The sequence below is a fragment of the Devosia sp. genome (assembly GCF_028290435.1).
Lineage (GTDB): Bacteria > Pseudomonadota > Alphaproteobacteria > Rhizobiales > Devosiaceae > Devosia.
Genome location: NZ_JAQGJV010000051.1, coordinates 59,861 through 76,576 on the forward strand (window position 1 = coordinate 59,861; position 16,716 = coordinate 76,576).

Annotated in this window: 17 protein-coding genes; 9 read left to right on the top strand and 8 right to left on the bottom strand. The window is 63.0% G+C overall.

What is annotated here, in order from left to right:
• Nucleotides 1–4 precede the first annotated feature (4 nt).
• Nucleotides 5–1,495, bottom strand: coding sequence for a leucyl aminopeptidase (locus JWP26_RS12090; RefSeq protein ID WP_299727707.1), 1,491 nt, complete (start codon nt 1,493–1,495; stop codon nt 5–7).
• Between the two features lie 184 nt (nt 1,496–1,679).
• On the opposite strand from JWP26_RS12090, the gene JWP26_RS12095 reads away from it, so the two are divergent.
• From JWP26_RS12095 to rsmA, 6 genes are all read left to right on the top strand, one after another.
• Nucleotides 1,680–2,753 carry an LptF/LptG family permease gene (locus JWP26_RS12095; protein ID WP_299727710.1) on the top strand — a complete coding sequence of 358 codons (1,074 nt, stop codon included), beginning with the start codon at nt 1,680–1,682 and terminating at the stop codon, nt 2,751–2,753.
• Nucleotides 2,750–3,820, top strand: a complete 1,071-nt coding sequence (locus JWP26_RS12100) for an LptF/LptG family permease (RefSeq protein ID WP_299727713.1) — start codon at nt 2,750–2,752, stop codon at nt 3,818–3,820. Before JWP26_RS12095 ends, JWP26_RS12100 begins: the two co-directional genes overlap by 4 nt.
• Nucleotides 3,821–3,852: 32 nt before the next feature.
• A complete protein-coding gene (locus JWP26_RS12105) occupies nt 3,853–6,117 on the top strand; it encodes an LPS assembly protein LptD (RefSeq protein WP_299727716.1) in 2,265 nt (754 codons plus the stop codon).
• 77 nt (nt 6,118–6,194) lie between these two features.
• On the top strand, nt 6,195–7,103 hold the full coding sequence (locus tag JWP26_RS12110) for a peptidylprolyl isomerase (protein WP_299727719.1): 909 nt from the start codon (nt 6,195–6,197) through the stop codon (nt 7,101–7,103).
• A gap of 51 nt (nt 7,104–7,154) precedes the next feature.
• The gene (gene pdxA / locus JWP26_RS12115; RefSeq protein WP_299727722.1) at nt 7,155–8,162 is read left to right on the top strand and encodes a 4-hydroxythreonine-4-phosphate dehydrogenase PdxA; all 1,008 of its coding nucleotides are present in this window, start codon (nt 7,155–7,157) and stop codon (nt 8,160–8,162) included.
• A complete protein-coding gene (rsmA, locus tag JWP26_RS12120; RefSeq protein ID WP_299727725.1) occupies nt 8,159–9,007 on the top strand; it encodes a 16S rRNA (adenine(1518)-N(6)/adenine(1519)-N(6))-dimethyltransferase RsmA in 849 nt (282 codons plus the stop codon). The genes pdxA and rsmA overlap by 4 nt, the downstream gene beginning before the upstream one ends.
• A gap of 229 nt (nt 9,008–9,236) precedes the next feature.
• On the opposite strand, the gene gmk is transcribed toward rsmA, so the two are convergent.
• From gmk to JWP26_RS12155, 7 genes are all read right to left on the bottom strand, one after another.
• On the bottom strand, nt 9,237–9,878 hold the full coding sequence (gmk, locus tag JWP26_RS12125) for a guanylate kinase (RefSeq protein WP_299727728.1): 642 nt from the start codon (nt 9,876–9,878) through the stop codon (nt 9,237–9,239).
• A gap of 70 nt (nt 9,879–9,948) precedes the next feature.
• Entirely contained in the window at nt 9,949–11,061 is a 1,113-nt protein-coding gene (gene mltG / locus JWP26_RS12130) for an endolytic transglycosylase MltG (RefSeq protein WP_299727730.1), read from the bottom strand.
• Between the two features lie 213 nt (nt 11,062–11,274).
• Nucleotides 11,275–12,537 (bottom strand): beta-ketoacyl-ACP synthase II, encoded by a 1,263-nt coding sequence (gene fabF / locus JWP26_RS12135; RefSeq protein WP_299727754.1) that lies wholly within the window; start codon nt 12,535–12,537, stop codon nt 11,275–11,277.
• Between the two features lie 37 nt (nt 12,538–12,574).
• A complete protein-coding gene (locus JWP26_RS12140) occupies nt 12,575–12,811 on the bottom strand; it encodes an acyl carrier protein (RefSeq protein ID WP_035100440.1) in 237 nt (78 codons plus the stop codon).
• A gap of 197 nt (nt 12,812–13,008) precedes the next feature.
• Nucleotides 13,009–13,746: a 3-oxoacyl-[acyl-carrier-protein] reductase gene (gene fabG / locus JWP26_RS12145; RefSeq protein ID WP_299727736.1), complete on the bottom strand. Its 738-nt coding sequence runs from the start codon at nt 13,744–13,746 to the stop codon at nt 13,009–13,011.
• 55 nt (nt 13,747–13,801) lie between these two features.
• On the bottom strand, nt 13,802–14,752 hold the full coding sequence (gene fabD, locus JWP26_RS12150; protein ID WP_299727738.1) for an ACP S-malonyltransferase: 951 nt from the start codon (nt 14,750–14,752) through the stop codon (nt 13,802–13,804).
• A gap of 149 nt (nt 14,753–14,901) precedes the next feature.
• On the bottom strand, nt 14,902–15,285 hold the full coding sequence (locus JWP26_RS12155) for a hypothetical protein (protein ID WP_299727741.1): 384 nt from the start codon (nt 15,283–15,285) through the stop codon (nt 14,902–14,904).
• A gap of 194 nt (nt 15,286–15,479) precedes the next feature.
• On the opposite strand from JWP26_RS12155, the gene JWP26_RS12160 reads away from it, so the two are divergent.
• The 3 genes from JWP26_RS12160 to rpsF all read left to right on the top strand — a co-directional run bounded on the left by JWP26_RS12160 (nt 15,480) and on the right by rpsF (nt 16,677).
• Nucleotides 15,480–15,677 (top strand): type II toxin-antitoxin system VapB family antitoxin, encoded by a 198-nt coding sequence (locus JWP26_RS12160; RefSeq protein ID WP_299727743.1) that lies wholly within the window; start codon nt 15,480–15,482, stop codon nt 15,675–15,677.
• Nucleotides 15,674–16,033, top strand: a complete 360-nt coding sequence (locus JWP26_RS12165) for a PIN domain-containing protein (protein WP_299727744.1) — start codon at nt 15,674–15,676, stop codon at nt 16,031–16,033. Before JWP26_RS12160 ends, JWP26_RS12165 begins: the two co-directional genes overlap by 4 nt.
• Before the next feature lie 224 nt (nt 16,034–16,257).
• Nucleotides 16,258–16,677: a 30S ribosomal protein S6 gene (gene rpsF, locus JWP26_RS12170; RefSeq protein ID WP_299727746.1), complete on the top strand. Its 420-nt coding sequence runs from the start codon at nt 16,258–16,260 to the stop codon at nt 16,675–16,677.
• The last annotated feature ends 39 nt before the right edge of the window (nt 16,678–16,716 follow it).

The following is a 16,716-nucleotide window of genomic DNA, read 5'->3' on the forward strand; positions in this document are numbered from 1 at the left end:
TTCTTTAGCCCTGATAATAGTCCCTGACCAGCCGATCGAGCAGCGCGACGCCGTAGCCGGAGGCCCAGGAGGTGTTGATTTCGGTGGCGCTGGTGCCGAAGGCGGTGCCGGCGATATCGAGGTGGGCCCAGGGCACGCCATTGACGAAGCGCTGCAGGAACTGGGCGGCGAGAATGGAGCCACCGGCGCGGCCGGCGGAATTCTTGATATCGGCGAAGCGCGACTCGATGATCTTGTCATAGGCCGGCCCGAGCGGCATGCGCCAGAGCTTCTCGTTGGCGGCGATGCCGGCATTGAGGAGTTGGGCGGAGAGCTCGTCATTGTTGGAGAACAGCCCGCCGTGATCATGGCCGAGGGCCACGATGATGGCGCCGGTCAGGGTGGCGAGGTTGATCATGAATTTGGGCTTGAAGCGGTCCTGCGTGTACCAGAGCGCGTCGGCAAGCACGAGGCGGCCTTCTGCATCGGTATTGATCACCTCGATGGTGGTGCCGCTCATCGCCTTGACGATATCGCCCGGGCGAACGGCGTTGGCATCGGGCATGTTTTCGACGAGGCCAATGACGCCGACGGCGTTGACGGGGGCTTTTCGCGTGGCGAGGGCGAGCATCAGGCCGGTGACGGCCGCGGCGCCGCCCATGTCGCCCTTCATATCTTCCATCGAGCCGGCGGGCTTGATGGAAATGCCGCCGGTATCGAAGACGACGCCCTTGCCGACAAAGGCAATCGGCTGCACGCCGGACTTGCCGCCGAGCCAGCGCATGACTACGAGGCGCGCCGGGCGGGAGGAGCCCTGGGCGACGCAGAGCAGCGAATTCATGCCGAGGCGCTGCATTTCCTCGGGTTCGAGGATTTCGACTTCGACACCGAGCTTACTGAGTTCGGCTGCCTTGGCGGCGAATTCCAGCGGGCCGAGGACGTTGGCGGGCTCGTTGATCAGGTCGCGGGCCAGTAATGTGCCCTCGACGGTGGCGGCACGGTCGGCGATGGCGGCATCGACGGCCGGCTGGTCATTAACCACGAGGGTGATGGTGAGTGTCGCCGGAGCGTCATCGGGCTTGGCGGACTTGTATTTGTCAAACCTGTAGTGGCGCAGGCGGAGGCCCGCGGCGAGTTCGGCCACGGCGGCCGGCGTGGCATCGGCACCGTCGAGAATCACCGCAACGGTTTCGGCGCGCATTGGGCCGAGCTTGCCGAGGAGCGAGCCGCCGCGATCTGTCCAGGCATTGAGGGCCGCCCCCTCCCCGGCCTTGCCGGTGCCGAGCACCAGGAGGCGCGACGCGGCGACGCCATTGGGCGCCAGGAGGTCCAGCACCTGGCCTTGGCGACCCTTGAAGCCGGCGGTATTGGACACCGCCTGCCAATCCAGCCCCGTTGCAGACCAGATTTCCGCACCGGCGCCCGCAGGGGGAACGCCTTCGGCGGCGTAGATGACGGTCAGCGCTGCGCCCGCAGCCGACTGGGCGGCGGTGTGGATAATCAGACTTTGGGACATGCAATGGGCCTTCTTGGGCAGTCTTCAGGTGGCTTGGGCAGGGTGTTCAGGATTGTTGGGTTTGCCGGCCGCGTCAATCCCGCAACACGGCAAAGGCAAATCCGCGCAGGCGTCTACGCGTCCTTGTTTGAGACGGCGAACTGGCCGAATGATGGCACGTCATATTGGGTACCATAGCGAGCACATGAGGCGACTGACCCGCTATCTGGCAAGATTGTTTGCCGTCGATGCGCTGATCCTGTTTGCGGTCGTGTGTGGACTGCTGTGGATGGTCAACTGCCTGCGCTCGTTCGACGTGGTTTCGGTCAAGGGCCAGGGCGTGCTGACGCTGGCCTATCAGGGCCTGCTGACCATGCCGCCGCTGGCGCTGGTTTTCTTCTATGTGTGTGTCGGCATCGGCATGGCGCGGGCCCTGCAGGCGCTCAAGACCAATCACGAATTGCACATTATCCACACCACCGACGGGTTGCGCAGCCTGTTCGGCGCGACCGCGACGGTGGCGACGATCGGCGTGCTGTGCGTGCTGGTGCTGTCCAACTTCCTCGATCCGTGGGCCACGCGGGGCCTGAACCAGTTGACCGCCAGCGTGGCGGCGGACCTGGTGAGCTCGACGCTCAAGCCAAAGCGCTTCACCCAGGTGACGCCGGGCGTGGTGCTGCTGATCGGCGGGCGTTCAGGCGAGGGCGAAATCACCGAGTTTTTCGCCGACGACCGGCGCGACCCCGCCGTGCGGCGCACCTATATCGCCAAATCCGCGCGGATTTCGAGCGACGGTAAGAACTATGTGCTCGAGCTGCATGACGGGACATTGCAATATTCCGAGCAAGTCGGCCGGTTTTCGGAAATTTCGTTCGCGCGCTATGACCTGAGCGTGGACCAATTGTCCCAGCCGCTGGCGCAGCCGGACCCGCTGGCGGAGCGCGATAGCCTGCAACTGGTCAGCGATGCGCTGGCGAGCGGCGACTGGCCGGAGCCGGTGGTCGACAGATTGCTCAAGCGGATGAACGAAGCCCTCAGCGTTATCGGCATCTGCATGCTGGTGCTGGCGCTTTCGGGCTTTCCGAGCGGACGACGGGGCGGGCGGATCGCGGTGCCGATGGAAGTGGCGGTCCTGCTGCTGGCTTTCGCCGAGCGCGGGGTCAGTTCCTACAGTCCCCTTGGACCGGCGACCGGGGCGCTGCTGATGATGGGGGCCGCGGCGATCATCATCTTCGTACGTGCCCGCCCGCGCCGCATCCAATACGCGGTGATGGCATGACCAGAATCGACTGGCTGGTGCTGAAGCGGGTGATGAGCCGGATCGCGGTGACGCTGATCGTGTTCTACGGGATCATTGCGCTAGTGGAATCGCTGGATACCTGGCGGTTCAACTTCATCGCCCAAAACAGCGGCGTCGGCATGGCGATCCTCAGCGTGGTGGCCAGCGGCATGCGCTGGACCATCAAGACGCTGCCGGTGACGGTGCTGATGGGGGCGATTCTCGGCCTCATCGACCTTAAGGCCAAGCATGAGCTGACCATCATCAAGGCCAGCGGGATCTCGATATGGCGGGTGGTTCGCGCGCCAACCGTGGCGCTGTTGATCGCCAGTTTCGGCATTTCGCTGGGGGCGGAGACGGCCAGCACGCTAGTGGTGCGGGAGCTGGTCCCCACACCACCGGGCGAAGCAGCGCTGTTGACTCCGCCGGGCGAAATCTGGCTGGAGCAGCGCAGCGGCGATCAGCATTACGTGATGATGGCGACCGGCATGCAGACAGGTGGCGCCGTGCTGGGCGGGGTGACGGTGTTCCAGATCGGCGGCACCACCGGGCGCCGGATCGAGGCCGAACAAGCGATTCTCAAGCCGGGGCACTGGGTGTTGCCGGTAGCGATTTTCCGCAGCCCGGATGCGCCGGCGCGCATGGTGGAAAACTACGAACTCTCGACCTCATCGACCGCGGCGGAGCTGGATCTGCGCCTATCCTCGACGGAAGACATGACGTTTTTTGAACTGGCAGCGCTGTTGAAGGCGGGCGTTTCGGACAATGCCATCAAGTCGGCGGCGACGATGCGGCTGATCAAGCTGCTGGCCATGCCGCTGGTGCTAACCGGTTCGCTGTTCATTGCATTTGCATTTACCGCAGGTTATCGAAGGTCCGATAAATATGGTCGGGCGGTCCTTTATGGGATCGTGCTGGGTTTTGTCGTGTTTGTGATTACCGAGATGGCTGACCGGGCTGGGTCTGCCGGCGTTCTCGATCCGACATTCGCGGCAATCGGACCTGCATTTGTGGCCATCGTCATCGGCGTGACGGTGCTGCTCTACAAAGAAGACGGGCGTACGTGAGTAAACGGGGCTGGGCAAGCATCAAGAGTACGTTGCGCCTGGCCGTTGCCAGTGCCGTGGCGCTGTGCATGCTTGGCAGCGTCGCCATGGCCCAATTGGTTCCCGCTGACTTTTTCAATGCGCCGGTCGATCCCAAAGCACCGACTTCGGTGGAAGCCGACGATCTGCAGGTCGATGCGCCCACCAGCATCATCACCGCCACGGGCGACGTGGTGCTGGGCTATGGCGGCTACGTCATCAAGGGGCAGAAGCTGGTGTTCAACCGCAGCACCCAGGATGCCCATTTCATCGGCGCGGTGACCATCACCGACCCATCCGGCAACGTGCTGGAGACGCAGGATTTCGAGGTCAAGGACGGGATGAAGCGCGCGCTGGTCAGCGCCATGACCATCACGACCTATGACGGCGCGCGGATCACCGCGGACAGCACCGACTACGACAAGGCCCTGCAGACACTGCTGGAAAACGCGACGTATTCGCCGTGCGGCGATTGCATCGACGACAAGGGGCGCCGGATCGGCTGGTCGATGAAGGCCAAGCGGATCACCTATAATGCCAAGGACGGCTCGCTGGCGATGGAGCAGCCGAGCCTGGCGCTGCTGGGTTTTCCGGTGGCCTGGCTGCCCTATCTGTGGCTGCCGGACACCAGCCAGTCGGCTCTGGCCAATGTGCGCTCGCCGACGGTGGATTACAGCGAGCAGATCGGCGTCAAGCTCGCCGTGCCGATCAACGCCTATTCCAGCAAATATACCGACGTCATCCTGACCCCTACCCTGCTCAGCCGGCAGGGCCTGCTGCTGGATGCCGAATGGGTACAGCGGTTCGAGGCGGGGTCGTTCCGGATCAAGGGATCGGGGCTGTATCAGCTCGATCCGGAGGCATTCACCTTTGCGCCCTCGCAGCGCGAATGGCGCGGGGCGATCCAGACTTCGGGTACTTTCGTGCCCGCTAAGGACTGGAAGGCCGGCTGGTCTTACACCGCGTTCAGCGACTTCGCGTACTTCGAGGACTACCGGATTTCGACGGCTGAAACCTCGGTCAACGAGGTCTATGCCACGCACTTGACCGACGACACGTATTTCGATGCGCGTTTGCAGCAGTTCAATGTGCTGGGACAAGTCACGCGGGATTCGCAGGATTTGCAGGGCAACGCGCTGCCCAAGGTGCGGTTCGAGCAGATGCTGGAGCTGGCGCCGGGCATGGGCCGGGTCGAAATCACCGGGCGGTTGCTGGGCGTGCGGCGGGAGTTGGACTACAATACCAGCGCCAATGGCGTGCCTTATCAGTTCGGTTATGCGGGCAACAAGAACCATGCCGTGTTCCAGGCGGGTTGGCAGAACCAGTATATCGGCGGCGGCGGGTTCGTGGCGACGCCGTATCTGGGCGGGCGGCTCGACATCGCCAATTACGACAGTGCAAGCGCCATCGGTCCGGCCGATGCGACGCTGTGGAGCGCCACGCCGATCGCTGCCATGGATGTGCGGTTCCCGCTGTCGGGCAGCGATGGCTCGACGGTGCACCTGGTGGAGCCGATCGTTCAGGTCGTTTATCGCGGCACGGATAACGGGTTGCCGGGGATCACCAACGACGATTCCCAGAGCTTCGTTTTCGACGATACGAACCTGTTCAGCTATAACCGGTTTTCGGGCATGGACCGGCAGGAGACTGGGCTGCGCGCCAATATCGGGGGGCGGTATCAGGCCAATTTCGCCAATGGCAGCTATGTCGAGCTCGTCGCCGGGCAGTCGTTCCAACTGGCTGGGGCCAATGCCTATGGGCTGAGCGACCCGACGCTGGTCGGTGTCGGCTCGGGGCTGGATGTATCGCCATCCTATGCGGTGCTCGGGGCCTATGGGTCGTTCATCGAGGGGCTTACGGTCGGCGGCAAGGTGCAGGCCGATACGGGCGAAGGCCGCGTGACCCGCGCCGAGGCAGGCGCGGATTATACCAATTCGGGTTATTCAGCCGGGGTGAAATATGCCTATATCGCGGCCAATCCGGCGCTAGGCGTGCTGATCGACCAGCAGCAGATCGGCGCCTATGCGGGCGTGCCCGTGGCCGATTATTGGACGATCACGGGCAATGCCTATTGGGACATTACCTCGAACCAGTTCCTACAGGTCGGCGCGGGCCTCACCTATGACGATGGCTATCTGGTCATCGGCGGCTCGGCGACGCGGACCGGGCCGACCCATACGTCCCCCGACGATACGCGCTTTACCGCCAGCTTCCGGCTGAAGGCGCCTGCCGGGCTGGACCTGGGCTATTCCGGCGCTGTCGCCGCGCCCGGATTTTAGCCGCAATTTTTCGGCAATTGACAGGGCGGGTTTCCCACCGCATTGAGAGTGGGACGACAATGGACAGGCGGATGACGATGATGGCGAACAGTGTTTTGGGGCGCGCAGCTGGCGCCATGATCCTGGGACTGCTGGTCACCATGGCAACGGCCATGCCGTCCTTCGCGGCGGTTATCGTCACCGTCAACGGAACGCCCATCACCGACACCCAGGTGTCGCAGCGCGTCAAGCTGTTCTCCATGGAAGGCAACCGGACGGGCCAGCGTGGCGCCACCGACCAGTTGATCGACGAAGCCCTGCAGATGAGCGAAGCCAAGCGCCTGGGCATCACCGTGTCCAATGCACAGATCGACAGTGCGCTGGTCGACGTGGCGCGTAACGTCAAGTTGAGCAAGGACAAGCTGGTTCAAATGCTGGAAGGCAACGGCGTCGGCATGGACACGCTGCGCGACCGGTTGCGGGCGGCAATCGCTTGGGGCGCCATCACCGATGCGGCCATTACGCCGACCGTGCGGGTTTCGGACCTGGACCTCGACCAGCAGGCGGAAAGCAAACTCGCCGACTACCAGAAGTTCGACTACATCCTCAAGGAAGTCATTTTCGTTGCGCCCGGTGGCCAGGGCGCGGGCGCCCGCACCGCGCAGGCCAACCGCTATCGCAGCGCGTTCGCGGGCTGCGATAGCGCGGTGAACTTGTCGCTGAACTATACCGATGTCGCGGTGATCGACGTGGGCCGCCGGAATGCAACCCAGTTGCCGGAAGCCGTGGCCAAGGAATTGGCCGGGCTCAATGTCGGCGGCATCGGCAAGCCGCGCACCACCGATACCGGCGTGTCGATGCTGGCGATCTGCGAGAAAACTCCGGCCGAAGACCTGACCTTCATCAAGGGCCAGATGCAGCAGGAAGCCGGCGGCGCTGCCCTCAGCGGCAAGGTCACCGAATACCTGGCCAATCTGCGCAAGCAGGCCAAGATCATCTATAACTGATCGACCGGCGCGTCCGGCAAGGGCGCGCCACCGACACCCATGAGGGCCGAATTGGACAAGCCGCTGGCCATCAGCATGGGCGAACCTGCGGGCGTGGGTCCGGATTTGATCCTGCAGCTTTATGCGCGGCGCGCCGAACTGGCGCTGCCGCCGTTCTGTGTGTTCGGGCAGGTGGATTTTCTGCAGGCCCGGGCTCAGCGGCTTGGCCTCGACATCGCCATGCAAGCAACGAGCGCCCAAGAGGCCGGCTCCATCTTTGCGACCGCCCTGCCCGTGGTGGCGATCGAAGGATTGCTGCCAGACCATCCGGGCCAGGTCAGCCCGGTGTCTGCCGGTGCGGTGATCGGCTCGATCGAGGCGGCGGTGGCGGCGACGCTGACCGGCGCGTGCCGTGGCCTCGTGACCGCGCCGATCCATAAGGGCGCGCTCTATAATGCCGGGTTCAAGCATCCGGGCCATACCGAATTTCTGGCTGAACTGTGCGCCCAAGGCGGCAAGGCGCGGCTGCCGGTGATGATGCTGGCGCATGGCGGGTTGCGGGCGGTGCCGGTGACCATCCATGTGCCGATCAAGGACGTGCCGGGCCTGCTGACGCGCGAGCTGATCGTGGAGACGGTGCGGGTCGTCGCCTATGACCTGAAGCTGCGCTTTGGGATTGCCGAGCCCAGGATTGCGGTGGCGGGGCTCAATCCGCATGCGGGCGAGGGCGGCGCTATCGGGCGCGAGGACCTGGAGATCGTTGCGCCGGCAGTGGCGCAATTGCAGTTCGAGGGGATTGGGGTGACCGGCCCCCTGCCCGCTGATACGCTGTTCTATCCGACCTATTGGGCCAAGTACGACGCGGTGGTGGCGATGTATCACGACCAGGCGCTGATCCCGATCAAGACGGTAGCGTTCGAGGACGCAGTCAATGTAACGCTGGGCCTGCCGATCGTGCGCACGTCGCCGGACCACGGCACGGCGTTCGACCTGGCGGGCACCGGCAGGGCCTCGCCGCGCAGCTTCATCGCTGCAATCCAGATGGCCGACGCGATGACGCGCAACCAGGCAGAAGCATGAGCCAGATTGACGATTTGCCGCCGCTCCGCGAAGTCATCGCCGAGCATGGCCTGCGCGCGAAAAAGGAGCTGGGGCAGAATTTTCTGCTCGACATGAATTTGACGGCGCGTATCGCCCGGGTCAGCGGCCCGCTGGAGGGCGTGCGGGTTATCGAGGTGGGTCCGGGGCCTGGCGGGCTGACACGGGCGCTGCTGGCGGAGGGCGCGCGCGAGGTGATCGCCATCGAACGCGATCCGCGGTGCCTGCCAGCGCTGGCGCAGATCGCCGAGGCTTATCCGGGGCGGCTGACGGTCATTTCGGGCGACGCGCTGGAGACCGACTATCGGCTGCTAGCCGATGGGCCGACGCGGATCATTGCCAACCTGCCTTATAATATCGCCACCCCCCTTCTCACTGGCTGGCTGACGACCGATCCGTGGCCGGCATGGTTCGAAAGCCTGACGCTGATGTTCCAGCGCGAAGTAGCGGAGCGGATTTGCGCCAAGGCCAATGACGATGCCTATGGGCGGCTGGGGGTATTGGCGGGCTGGCGGACTGATGCACGGATTGCGTTCAATGTCGGGCGGCAGGCGTTTACGCCGCCGCCGAATGTGACGTCGGCCGTGGTGCATCTGGTGCCCAAAGTCATTTCGGGCGACGTGGCGGTGAAGGATCTGGAGCAGATCACCCGCGCGGCGTTTGGGCAGCGCCGCAAGATGGTGCGGCAGAGTTTGAAGGCTACTGGCGTGCCGGTGGAGGGGCTACTGGCCGCAGGCGGGCTCAAGGGCGATGAGCGGGCCGAGGAATTGCCGGTGGGGGTGTTTTTGCAGATGGCGAAGGCGTTGCCGGAGTTGAGGCGAGGATAGTCGACATCCGGGCTAAACATCCCCCACCCTTGATCCCTCCCCGCAAGGGGAAGGTGTCGACTGCGAGCTTTGTTAAGAGCAGAAGGGCTCTAGGCTTTGTTGCCCGCTCCGCCACGCCGTGACCACCGGGCTTGCCTGGGTGCTCCAGGGAACGCACTGATATCGCTGGATTGCCGGGACAAGCCCGGCAATGACGGCAGCGAGGGGGGTTGCTATCGAACCCGACGCCTTACAGCAAATCGATCTGGTTCTGCAGATCTTTAACGAAGTGGTCCAGCTGGGTTAGCCGCGGGCGGGCGAGGCGGGCGGCGGCGAGGATGGAGCGGACCTTTTGGGTCGAGGCTTCGAGATCGTCGTTGATGATGATGTAGTCGTATTCATTGTAGTGCTGCATTTCGAGCTTGGCGTTGCGCAGGCGCTTTTCGATGGTGCCGGCGCTGTCCTGGGCGCGGCGCTCGAGCCGAGCGCGCAGCTCCTTGATGGTGGGCGGCAGGATGAATACCGTCACCATGTCCGAGCGGCTGCGCTCATAGAGCTGCAGCGTGCCCTGGTAGTCGATGTCGAACAGGATATCGTTGCCGGCGGCCAGTTGCTCTTCGACCTTGGCGCGGGGCGTGCCGTAGTAATTATCGTGCACCTTGGCGGATTCCAGCAGCTCGCCTTCGGCCTTCATGCGCTCGAAGGTGGGGACATCGACGAAGTAGTAATGCGTGCCCTCGACCTCGTCAGTGCGGCGGGCGCGGGTGGTGACGGATACCGACAGGCGGATATTGGGGTCCTGCCCGAACAGCGAGCGTGAAATGGACGACTTGCCGGCGCCCGAGGGCGAGGCAATCACCAGCATGACGCCACGGCGTTGAGATTCGATCACGACACGACCCTATTGGAAATTCCGATTTGTGCGGCGTAGTTGCGCGATCGCGATGGCATGGTCAAGACAGTTATTGGGGCGCTGTTTCGGTAGCGCCTTCGGCCTCGCTGGCCTCGAGCGCAGCCTTGGCCGCTTCGGCGTCGATCTGGGCCTGCTCGCGCTCGATGGCACGGAACTTGGCGACGTTGGCCTGGTGCTCCTTATAGGTCGCGGCAAACACGTGGCCCTGATCGGGGGTAGCGCCCTTGGCGACGAAATAGAGATATTCGTGGGTATCGGGATTGGCGACGGCCTTGAGCGCGTCAATGCCAGGATTTGCAATCGGCGTCGGCGGCAGGCCGTCGATCTGGTAGGTGTTGTAAGGCGTCTTCGCCTCGATCTCGGAGCGCTTCAGGCCACGGCCCAGGACCGATTGGCCCTTGGTGATGCCGTAGATGATAGTCGGATCGGACTGCAGGCGCATGCTCTGCTTGAGGCGATTGACGAAGACGGCGGCGACCTGCGGGCGCTCGGAGGCGACGCCGGTTTCCTTTTCGACGATCGAGGCGAGGACCACGAGTTGTTCGGGCGTCTGGAGCGGCAGGTCGGGGTTGCGGCCTTCCCATACGGAGGCCAGCTCGGTCTTCATCGCCACTTCCATGGCGTCGAGGACCGATTGGCGACTATCGCCGGGATTGTATTGGTAGGTATTGGGCAGGATCGAGCCTTCCGGCGGCAGAGCGGTGATTTCGCCGATGAGGTTCTTGTCCTCGTTCAGGCGCTCAACCACCTGGAAGGAGGTGAAGCCCTCCGGCACCGTGACGGCGTAGAGAATCGGCTTGCCGTTCAGCAGTTCGTTGAGAATGTCGGACATGCTGGCATTGGCGGGAATGCGGTATTCGCCGGGCTTGAGCGTGCCTTCGACATTGGAGACACGACGGCCAAAATCGAAGACGTAGCGGTTGGAAATCAGGCCCAAGCTTTCCATGCGCTCGGAGGTGGAGCCCAGCGTATCACCGCTTTGCACAACGAACGTGGTGCCGTCGGGGATGGCGCTATCGCCGTAGAACTGGGAGGCGACGAAGACGAGGCCCCCTCCGACCACAAGCATGCCCAGCACGGCCAAGGTCAGGAACCCATTGAGGATTTCGATCAGTCCGTTGCGGCGGCGGGGCCGCGAACGCTTGGCCTTGCGATCATTCATTGCTGCGTCACCCCAAAAGCCCGGTCATTACTATGCCGGGTCTTTTCATCGTATTGGCGCCAAATCATGGCAAGGCCGGGCGCATTCTTCTCACGGCCCCCAGCAAAGACAAGCGGAAACACTGTCAAGGTACGGCATTTGAACGGGAAAGAAGGCCCCCTCACCCGGCGCTACGCGCCGACCTCTCCCCCAAAGGGAGAGGTGGAAGGAGAGTCAGGCGACCTTGCGCATGACCAGGGTCGCGTTGGTGCCGCCAAAGCCGAAGGAATTGGACAGTGCGACGTTGATTTCCTTCTTGAGCGCCGTGTGCGGCACAAGATTGATCTCGGTCTCAACGGAGGGATTATCGAGATTGATGGTCGGCGGGGCGATATTGTCGCGCATGGCCAGCAGCGAGAAGATCGCTTCGACCGAGCCGGCAGCACCGAGCAGATGGCCGATCGCCGACTTGGTCGAGCTCATGGCCACCTTGGAGGCCGAGGCCCCCAGCATGCGGGTGACCGAGCCAAGCTCGATTTCGTCGCCGAGCGGCGTCGAGGTGCCGTGGGCGTTGATATAGTCGATTTCGGATGGTTCAATGCCAGCGCGCTTGATGGCGGCTTGCATGCAGCGGAAGCTTCCATCGCCATCGGGGGACGGCGCGGTGATGTGATAGGCATCGCCGGAGAGGCCGTAGCCGATGATTTCGCCGTAGATCTTGGCGCCGCGGGCCTTGGCCCGCTCATAGTCTTCGAGCACCACGATACCGGCGCCCTCGCCCATGACGAAGCCGTCGCGGTCCTTGTCGTAGGGACGCGAGGCCTTTTCGGGGGCATCGTTGAAATTGGTGGAGAGTGCGCGCGCAGAGGCGAAACCGGCGAGCGCCAGCCGGTTGATGCAGCTTTCGGCACCGCCGGCGACCATCACGTCAGCATCGCCGAAGGCGATCAGGCGCGAGGCATCGCCAATGGCGTGGGCGCCGGTGGAGCAGGCCGTGACAACGGAATGATTGGGGCCCTTGAGCCCGAACCGGATTGAAACGTAACCGGAGGCCAGGTTGATCAGCCGACCCGGAATAAAGAAGGGGCTGATGCGGCGCGGGCCCTTTTCGTGCAGCACGATGGAGGCATCGTAAATGCCGCTAATGCCGCCGATGCCCGAACCGATCAGGACGCCAGTGCGCTCCTGGTCTTCCTGGGTCTTGGGCTCGACGCCCGCATCCTGGATGGCCTGGGTGGCGGCGGCCATGGCATAGACGATGAAGGGATCAACTTTACGCTGATCCTTCACGTCCATCCATTCGTCCGGATTGTATGCACCGTCCGCGTAATCGCCCAGCGGAAGCTGGGCGGCGATCTGGCAGGCTATGTCGTCGACCTGGAAATTCTCGATACGCCCGGCACCGGATTTACCGGCGAGAATATTGGCCCAGGTCGTCTCGACACCACACCCTAAAGGGGTAACGAGACCGATTCCGGTGACGACGACACGGCGCAATTCCATGATCAACGGGCCCCAGGCTTAGAGCCGTTTCTTAGCCGACGGCTTTGGTCAGAAACGAGACTGCGTCGCCAAAAGTCTGGATAGACTCGGCAGCGTCGTCAGGAATTTCGACCGAGAATTCTTCTTCGAACGCCATAACCAGTTCGACCTGGTCAAGGGAATCGGCGCCCAGATCGTCGATGAAGCTTGCCTTCTCGACAACCTTCTCGGCATCCACATTGAGGTGTTCCACAACGATCTTGCGGACCCGATCAGCGACATCGCTCATATTGACTTCCCTTTTCGAAATCGAGGTTTCGTTTCGCTTCTTATTGGCGTGGCGCCAAATCTTCAAGCGCCGTGTTGGCTTGCACCCCCGCAATCTATGGGGCGCGGTGCGGGCTCGCAAGGTCGACCAAGGCTCCGTACACAGACAGATGCGGCCGTTCGATCAAGCAATTACCCGCGTTATCAGTGGTTTGGCTATCAGATCATAGCCATGCCGCCATTGACGTTCAGTGTGTGTCCCGTGATGTAGGCTGCCGCGTCGCTGGCAAGGAATACTGCACAACCCGCAACTTCCTGGGCGGTTCCGAGGCGGCCGGACGGAATGGTGGACAGGATGGATTCGCGCTGCTTGTCGTTGAGTTCGTCGGTCATGGCCGACGCGATGAAGCCCGGCGCGATCGAATTGACGGTGATGCCGCGCGAGGCGACTTCATGCGCCAGCGCCTTGTTCATGCCGATCAGGCCGGCCTTGGAGGCGGCGTAATTGCCCTGCCCCGGATTGCCCATGACGCCCGAGACCGACGAGATGCCGATAATGCGGCCGTGGCGCTGCTTCATCATTCCGCGCAGTACGGAGCGGGTCAGATGAAAGGCGGCGGTGAGGTTGACGGCGATGACGTCGTCCCACTCTTCGTCCTTCATGCGCATGAGCAGGTTGTCGCGGGTCATGCCGGCATTGTTGACCAGGATATCGAGGCCACCGAGGGCGGCTTCTGCGGCGGGGACGAGGCGGTCCACCTCATCGAGATTGGAGAGATTGCAGGGGAGAATCGGGCAATCGGCGCCGATTTCCTTGGCGGTATCCTCGAGCGCCCCGACACGGGTGCCGCTGAGAGCGACGCGGGCGCCGGCGGCGGCCAGAGCCTTGGCGATCTCGCGGCCGATGCCGCCGCTGGCGCCGGTGACGAGGGCGCGTTTTCCAGTCAGATCAAACATTTAGGCGTCCTCGGCGAGAAAGTGAATCGGGTCGTTAAGGCGTTGAATCAGATGCTTAGGCGAGCAGAGCGGCCACGAAGGCATCGATGTCGGCCGGCGTGCTGACCGACGTACCAATGGCCTCGGCATTGATCCGCTTGGCGAGGCCGGTCAGCACCTTGCCGGTGCCGAGTTCAGCCAGATTGGTCACGCCGCCGGGGCCGGTGAGCCAGGTGACGCTCTCGGTCCAGCGGACGACGCCGGTGACCTGCTCGACCAGGCGCTGGCGAATTTCGGCCGGATCGGTGATCGGGGTGGCGAGCACGTTGGCGACCAGCGGGACGAGGGGCGCATTCATGGTGACTTCGGCAAGGGCCTGCGCCATGGCGTCGGCGGCGGGCTGCATCAGCGAACAATGGAACGGCGCGCTGACGGGCAGCAGCAGGGCGCGCTTGGCGCCCTTGGCCTTGGCCAGTTCCACGGCGCGTTCGATGGCGGCAACGGTGCCGGAGACGACGACCTGACCGGGGGCGTTGTCATTGGCGACGTCGCAGACTTCGCCCTGGGCGGCCTCGGCGGCAACTTCATGGGTGGTGGCCATATCGAGGCCAAGCAGAGCCGCCATGGCGCCATGACCGACGGGCACGGCCTTCTGCATGGCTTGGCCGCGGGTTTTGAGCAGGCGCGCGGTATCGGCAATAGTGAAAGTGCCGGTGGCGGCGAGCGCGGAATACTCGCCGAGCGAATGACCGGCAACATAGGCGGCGTGATCGGCGAGGCGAACGCCCTTGGCCTCCAGCACGCGAATAATGGCGAGGCTGACGGCCATCAGTGCGGGCTGGGCATTTTCAGTCAGGCGCAGGATATCGTCGGAGCCTTCAAACATAATGGCCGATAGGCGCTGGCCGAGCGCTTCATCGACTTCCTGGAATACGGCGCGGGCTTCGGGATAGGCCGCAGCCAGATCCTTACCCATGCCGACGGCCTGGCTGCCCTGGCCGGGAAAGGTGAATGCGTAGCTGGTCATGGTGAACCCCTCGTTTGCTCGCAGTATGACAACCCCGAATGGGATGTCCAGTTGCGCGGCGTTTGCCGGGAGTGTGCGGCAGAGTCAAGGCGGCAGGCCGCTGGGCAGGGTCAGGAGCGGCCGTGTGGCCGCCCCCGTGGACGACGGTGTTACTGAACGCCGAGCATCTGCTTGGTGGCGGTTTCGGCCATATCGGCGGCCTGCTTGACCTGCTCGTCGGTCAGGCCCTGCGCCTTGCCTGCGTCCTCGGCAGCCTTGCGGGCGGCCGCGATGGTTTCCTGCTTTTGCGCGTCGGTCATCGTTGCGGCCTGGGCCTGGATTGCCTTCATGGCATCTTCGGGCGTGGGTGCAGTGGTTGCCGGAGCCATTGCGGGGGTTTCGGCGGGGGCGACGGCAGCAGGCGTTGCGGCAGGAGCGGTGACGGGAGCCGGGGTTGCGGCAGCGGCGGGCGTCGTCTCAGCGTCGTTCTTGCCGCAAGCGGTCAGAGCCAGGGCGGACACAAGAACCAGGGGCAGAAGAAATTTGACGGTCATGCAATATTTCCCACATGTTTGGGCTTGAGAGTTTCAAGCTCGGTTCGGATAGCAGACCGAATTGGGCGAAGATGTGTCACCGTCGTGTCGAACTTACGATAATTCACAGCCGCGTGATTGGAGGCGACCGACCTACGTGCATGGAAATATGCATCAAGTGATGCTATATTTGATGCGCAACTCAGGAGGTTCGAATGAGAACCACGGTGACGATCGACGACGAATTGCTCGCCAGGGCGAAGGAATCCAGTGGAATTGCTGAAACGGGCGACCTTGTTAGAGAGGCGCTCAAGACTTTGCTGGCAAGAGAGGCGGCTCGCAGGCTCGCCAGCCTCGGCGGAACCATGCCCAACCTTGAATACATTCCGCAGCGCCGGCAAGAACCAGAATGATCCTTGCCGATAGTTCGATCTGGATCGATCACTTTAGAATGGCCAATTTAACTTTCGCCCGGTTGGTAACGGACGGAGAAGTATTAATGCACCCATTTGTGCTCGGGAAATTGGCACTCGGCAGCCTTAAGGGACGACAAAAGACGATCGCTGACTTAGCGGATCTAGGGAGCGTTAAGGTGGCGTCGCCTGAAGACGTTTTATATCTGATCGAACGGCACGGACTTTTTAGCCGCGGAATTGGCTATGTCGATACGCATTTGCTCGCGGCTGCCGTTTTGCACGGGTCGACACGGGTGCTCACGCGTGATCACCGTCTGCGCGAAGCCGCCGAACAGCTCGGCATCGCGGCTTAGCCCTTGCGTTTTACCCACCTTTGGCCTATCTGACCGCCAGCATTCGTTTGGCCGGGGGCTGAACGGAGGGTTTGCTATTGGTGAAAGCCACAAGCAGATAGGGTGAAATTCCCGGCCTCCCGTGTTCCCGCTCTTTGCAAGACTGCTTTGATGCCCTTTCCCGGCTTCAAGGAGGCTCCGCGCCAGCAAGTGCACCGTGTTAAACCACTGAGGAAGCCGCATTCATGGCCCTTTACGAGCATATCTTCCTGGCGCGCCAGGACGTTTCCCAGCAGCAGGTCGAAGAACTGACCGCGTCGCTGACTGAAATCCTGACCGCCAATGGCGGCAAGGTCACCAAGAACGAATATTGGGGCCTCAAGGGCCTCTCCTACCGCATCCGCAAGAACCGCAAGGCTCACTATAGCCTGATGAACATCGACGCTCCGTCGGCCGCAGTGGTCGAAATGGAACGCCAGATGCGCATCAATGAAGACATCCTGCGCTTCATGACGGTGCGCGTCGACGAGCTCGAGGAAGGCCCGTCGGCCATGCTGCAGAAGCGTGATCGCGACGACGACCGTTCAGATCGTCCGGGTGGCCGTCCCGACCGCGGCGGCTTCGGCCGTGGCGATCGTGACTCGCGTCCCCCGCGTCGGTTTTAGTTTAAGGATAGCTGACAAATGGCCATCAAAGACCTCACC

Excerpts from the sequence above, each read along its gene's own strand:
- JWP26_RS12100 (WP_299727713.1), top strand. The coding sequence starts at position 2,750 with ATGACCAGAATCGACTGGCTGGTGCTGAAGCGGGTGATGAGCCGGATC.
- JWP26_RS12160 (WP_299727743.1), top strand. The coding sequence starts at position 15,480 with ATGAGAACCACGGTGACGATCGACGACGAATTGCTCGCCAGGGCGAAG.
- rpsF (WP_299727746.1), top strand. The coding sequence starts at position 16,258 with ATGGCCCTTTACGAGCATATCTTCCTGGCGCGCCAGGACGTTTCCCAG.
- fabD (WP_299727738.1), bottom strand. The coding sequence starts at position 14,752 with ATGACCAGCTACGCATTCACCTTTCCCGGCCAGGGCAGCCAGGCCGTC.
- JWP26_RS12155 (WP_299727741.1), bottom strand. The coding sequence starts at position 15,285 with ATGACCGTCAAATTTCTTCTGCCCCTGGTTCTTGTGTCCGCCCTGGCT.
- JWP26_RS12095 (WP_299727710.1), top strand. The coding sequence starts at position 1,680 with ATGAGGCGACTGACCCGCTATCTGGCAAGATTGTTTGCCGTCGATGCG.
- JWP26_RS12140 (WP_035100440.1), bottom strand. The coding sequence starts at position 12,811 with ATGAGCGATGTCGCTGATCGGGTCCGCAAGATCGTTGTGGAACACCTC.
- fabG (WP_299727736.1), bottom strand. The coding sequence starts at position 13,746 with ATGTTTGATCTGACTGGAAAACGCGCCCTCGTCACCGGCGCCAGCGGC.
- JWP26_RS12110 (WP_299727719.1), top strand. The coding sequence starts at position 6,195 with ATGATGGCGAACAGTGTTTTGGGGCGCGCAGCTGGCGCCATGATCCTG.
- JWP26_RS12165 (WP_299727744.1), top strand. The coding sequence starts at position 15,674 with ATGATCCTTGCCGATAGTTCGATCTGGATCGATCACTTTAGAATGGCC.
- rsmA (WP_299727725.1), top strand. The coding sequence starts at position 8,159 with ATGAGCCAGATTGACGATTTGCCGCCGCTCCGCGAAGTCATCGCCGAG.
- mltG (WP_299727730.1), bottom strand. The coding sequence starts at position 11,061 with ATGAATGATCGCAAGGCCAAGCGTTCGCGGCCCCGCCGCCGCAACGGA.
- JWP26_RS12090 (WP_299727707.1), bottom strand. The coding sequence starts at position 1,495 with ATGTCCCAAAGTCTGATTATCCACACCGCCGCCCAGTCGGCTGCGGGC.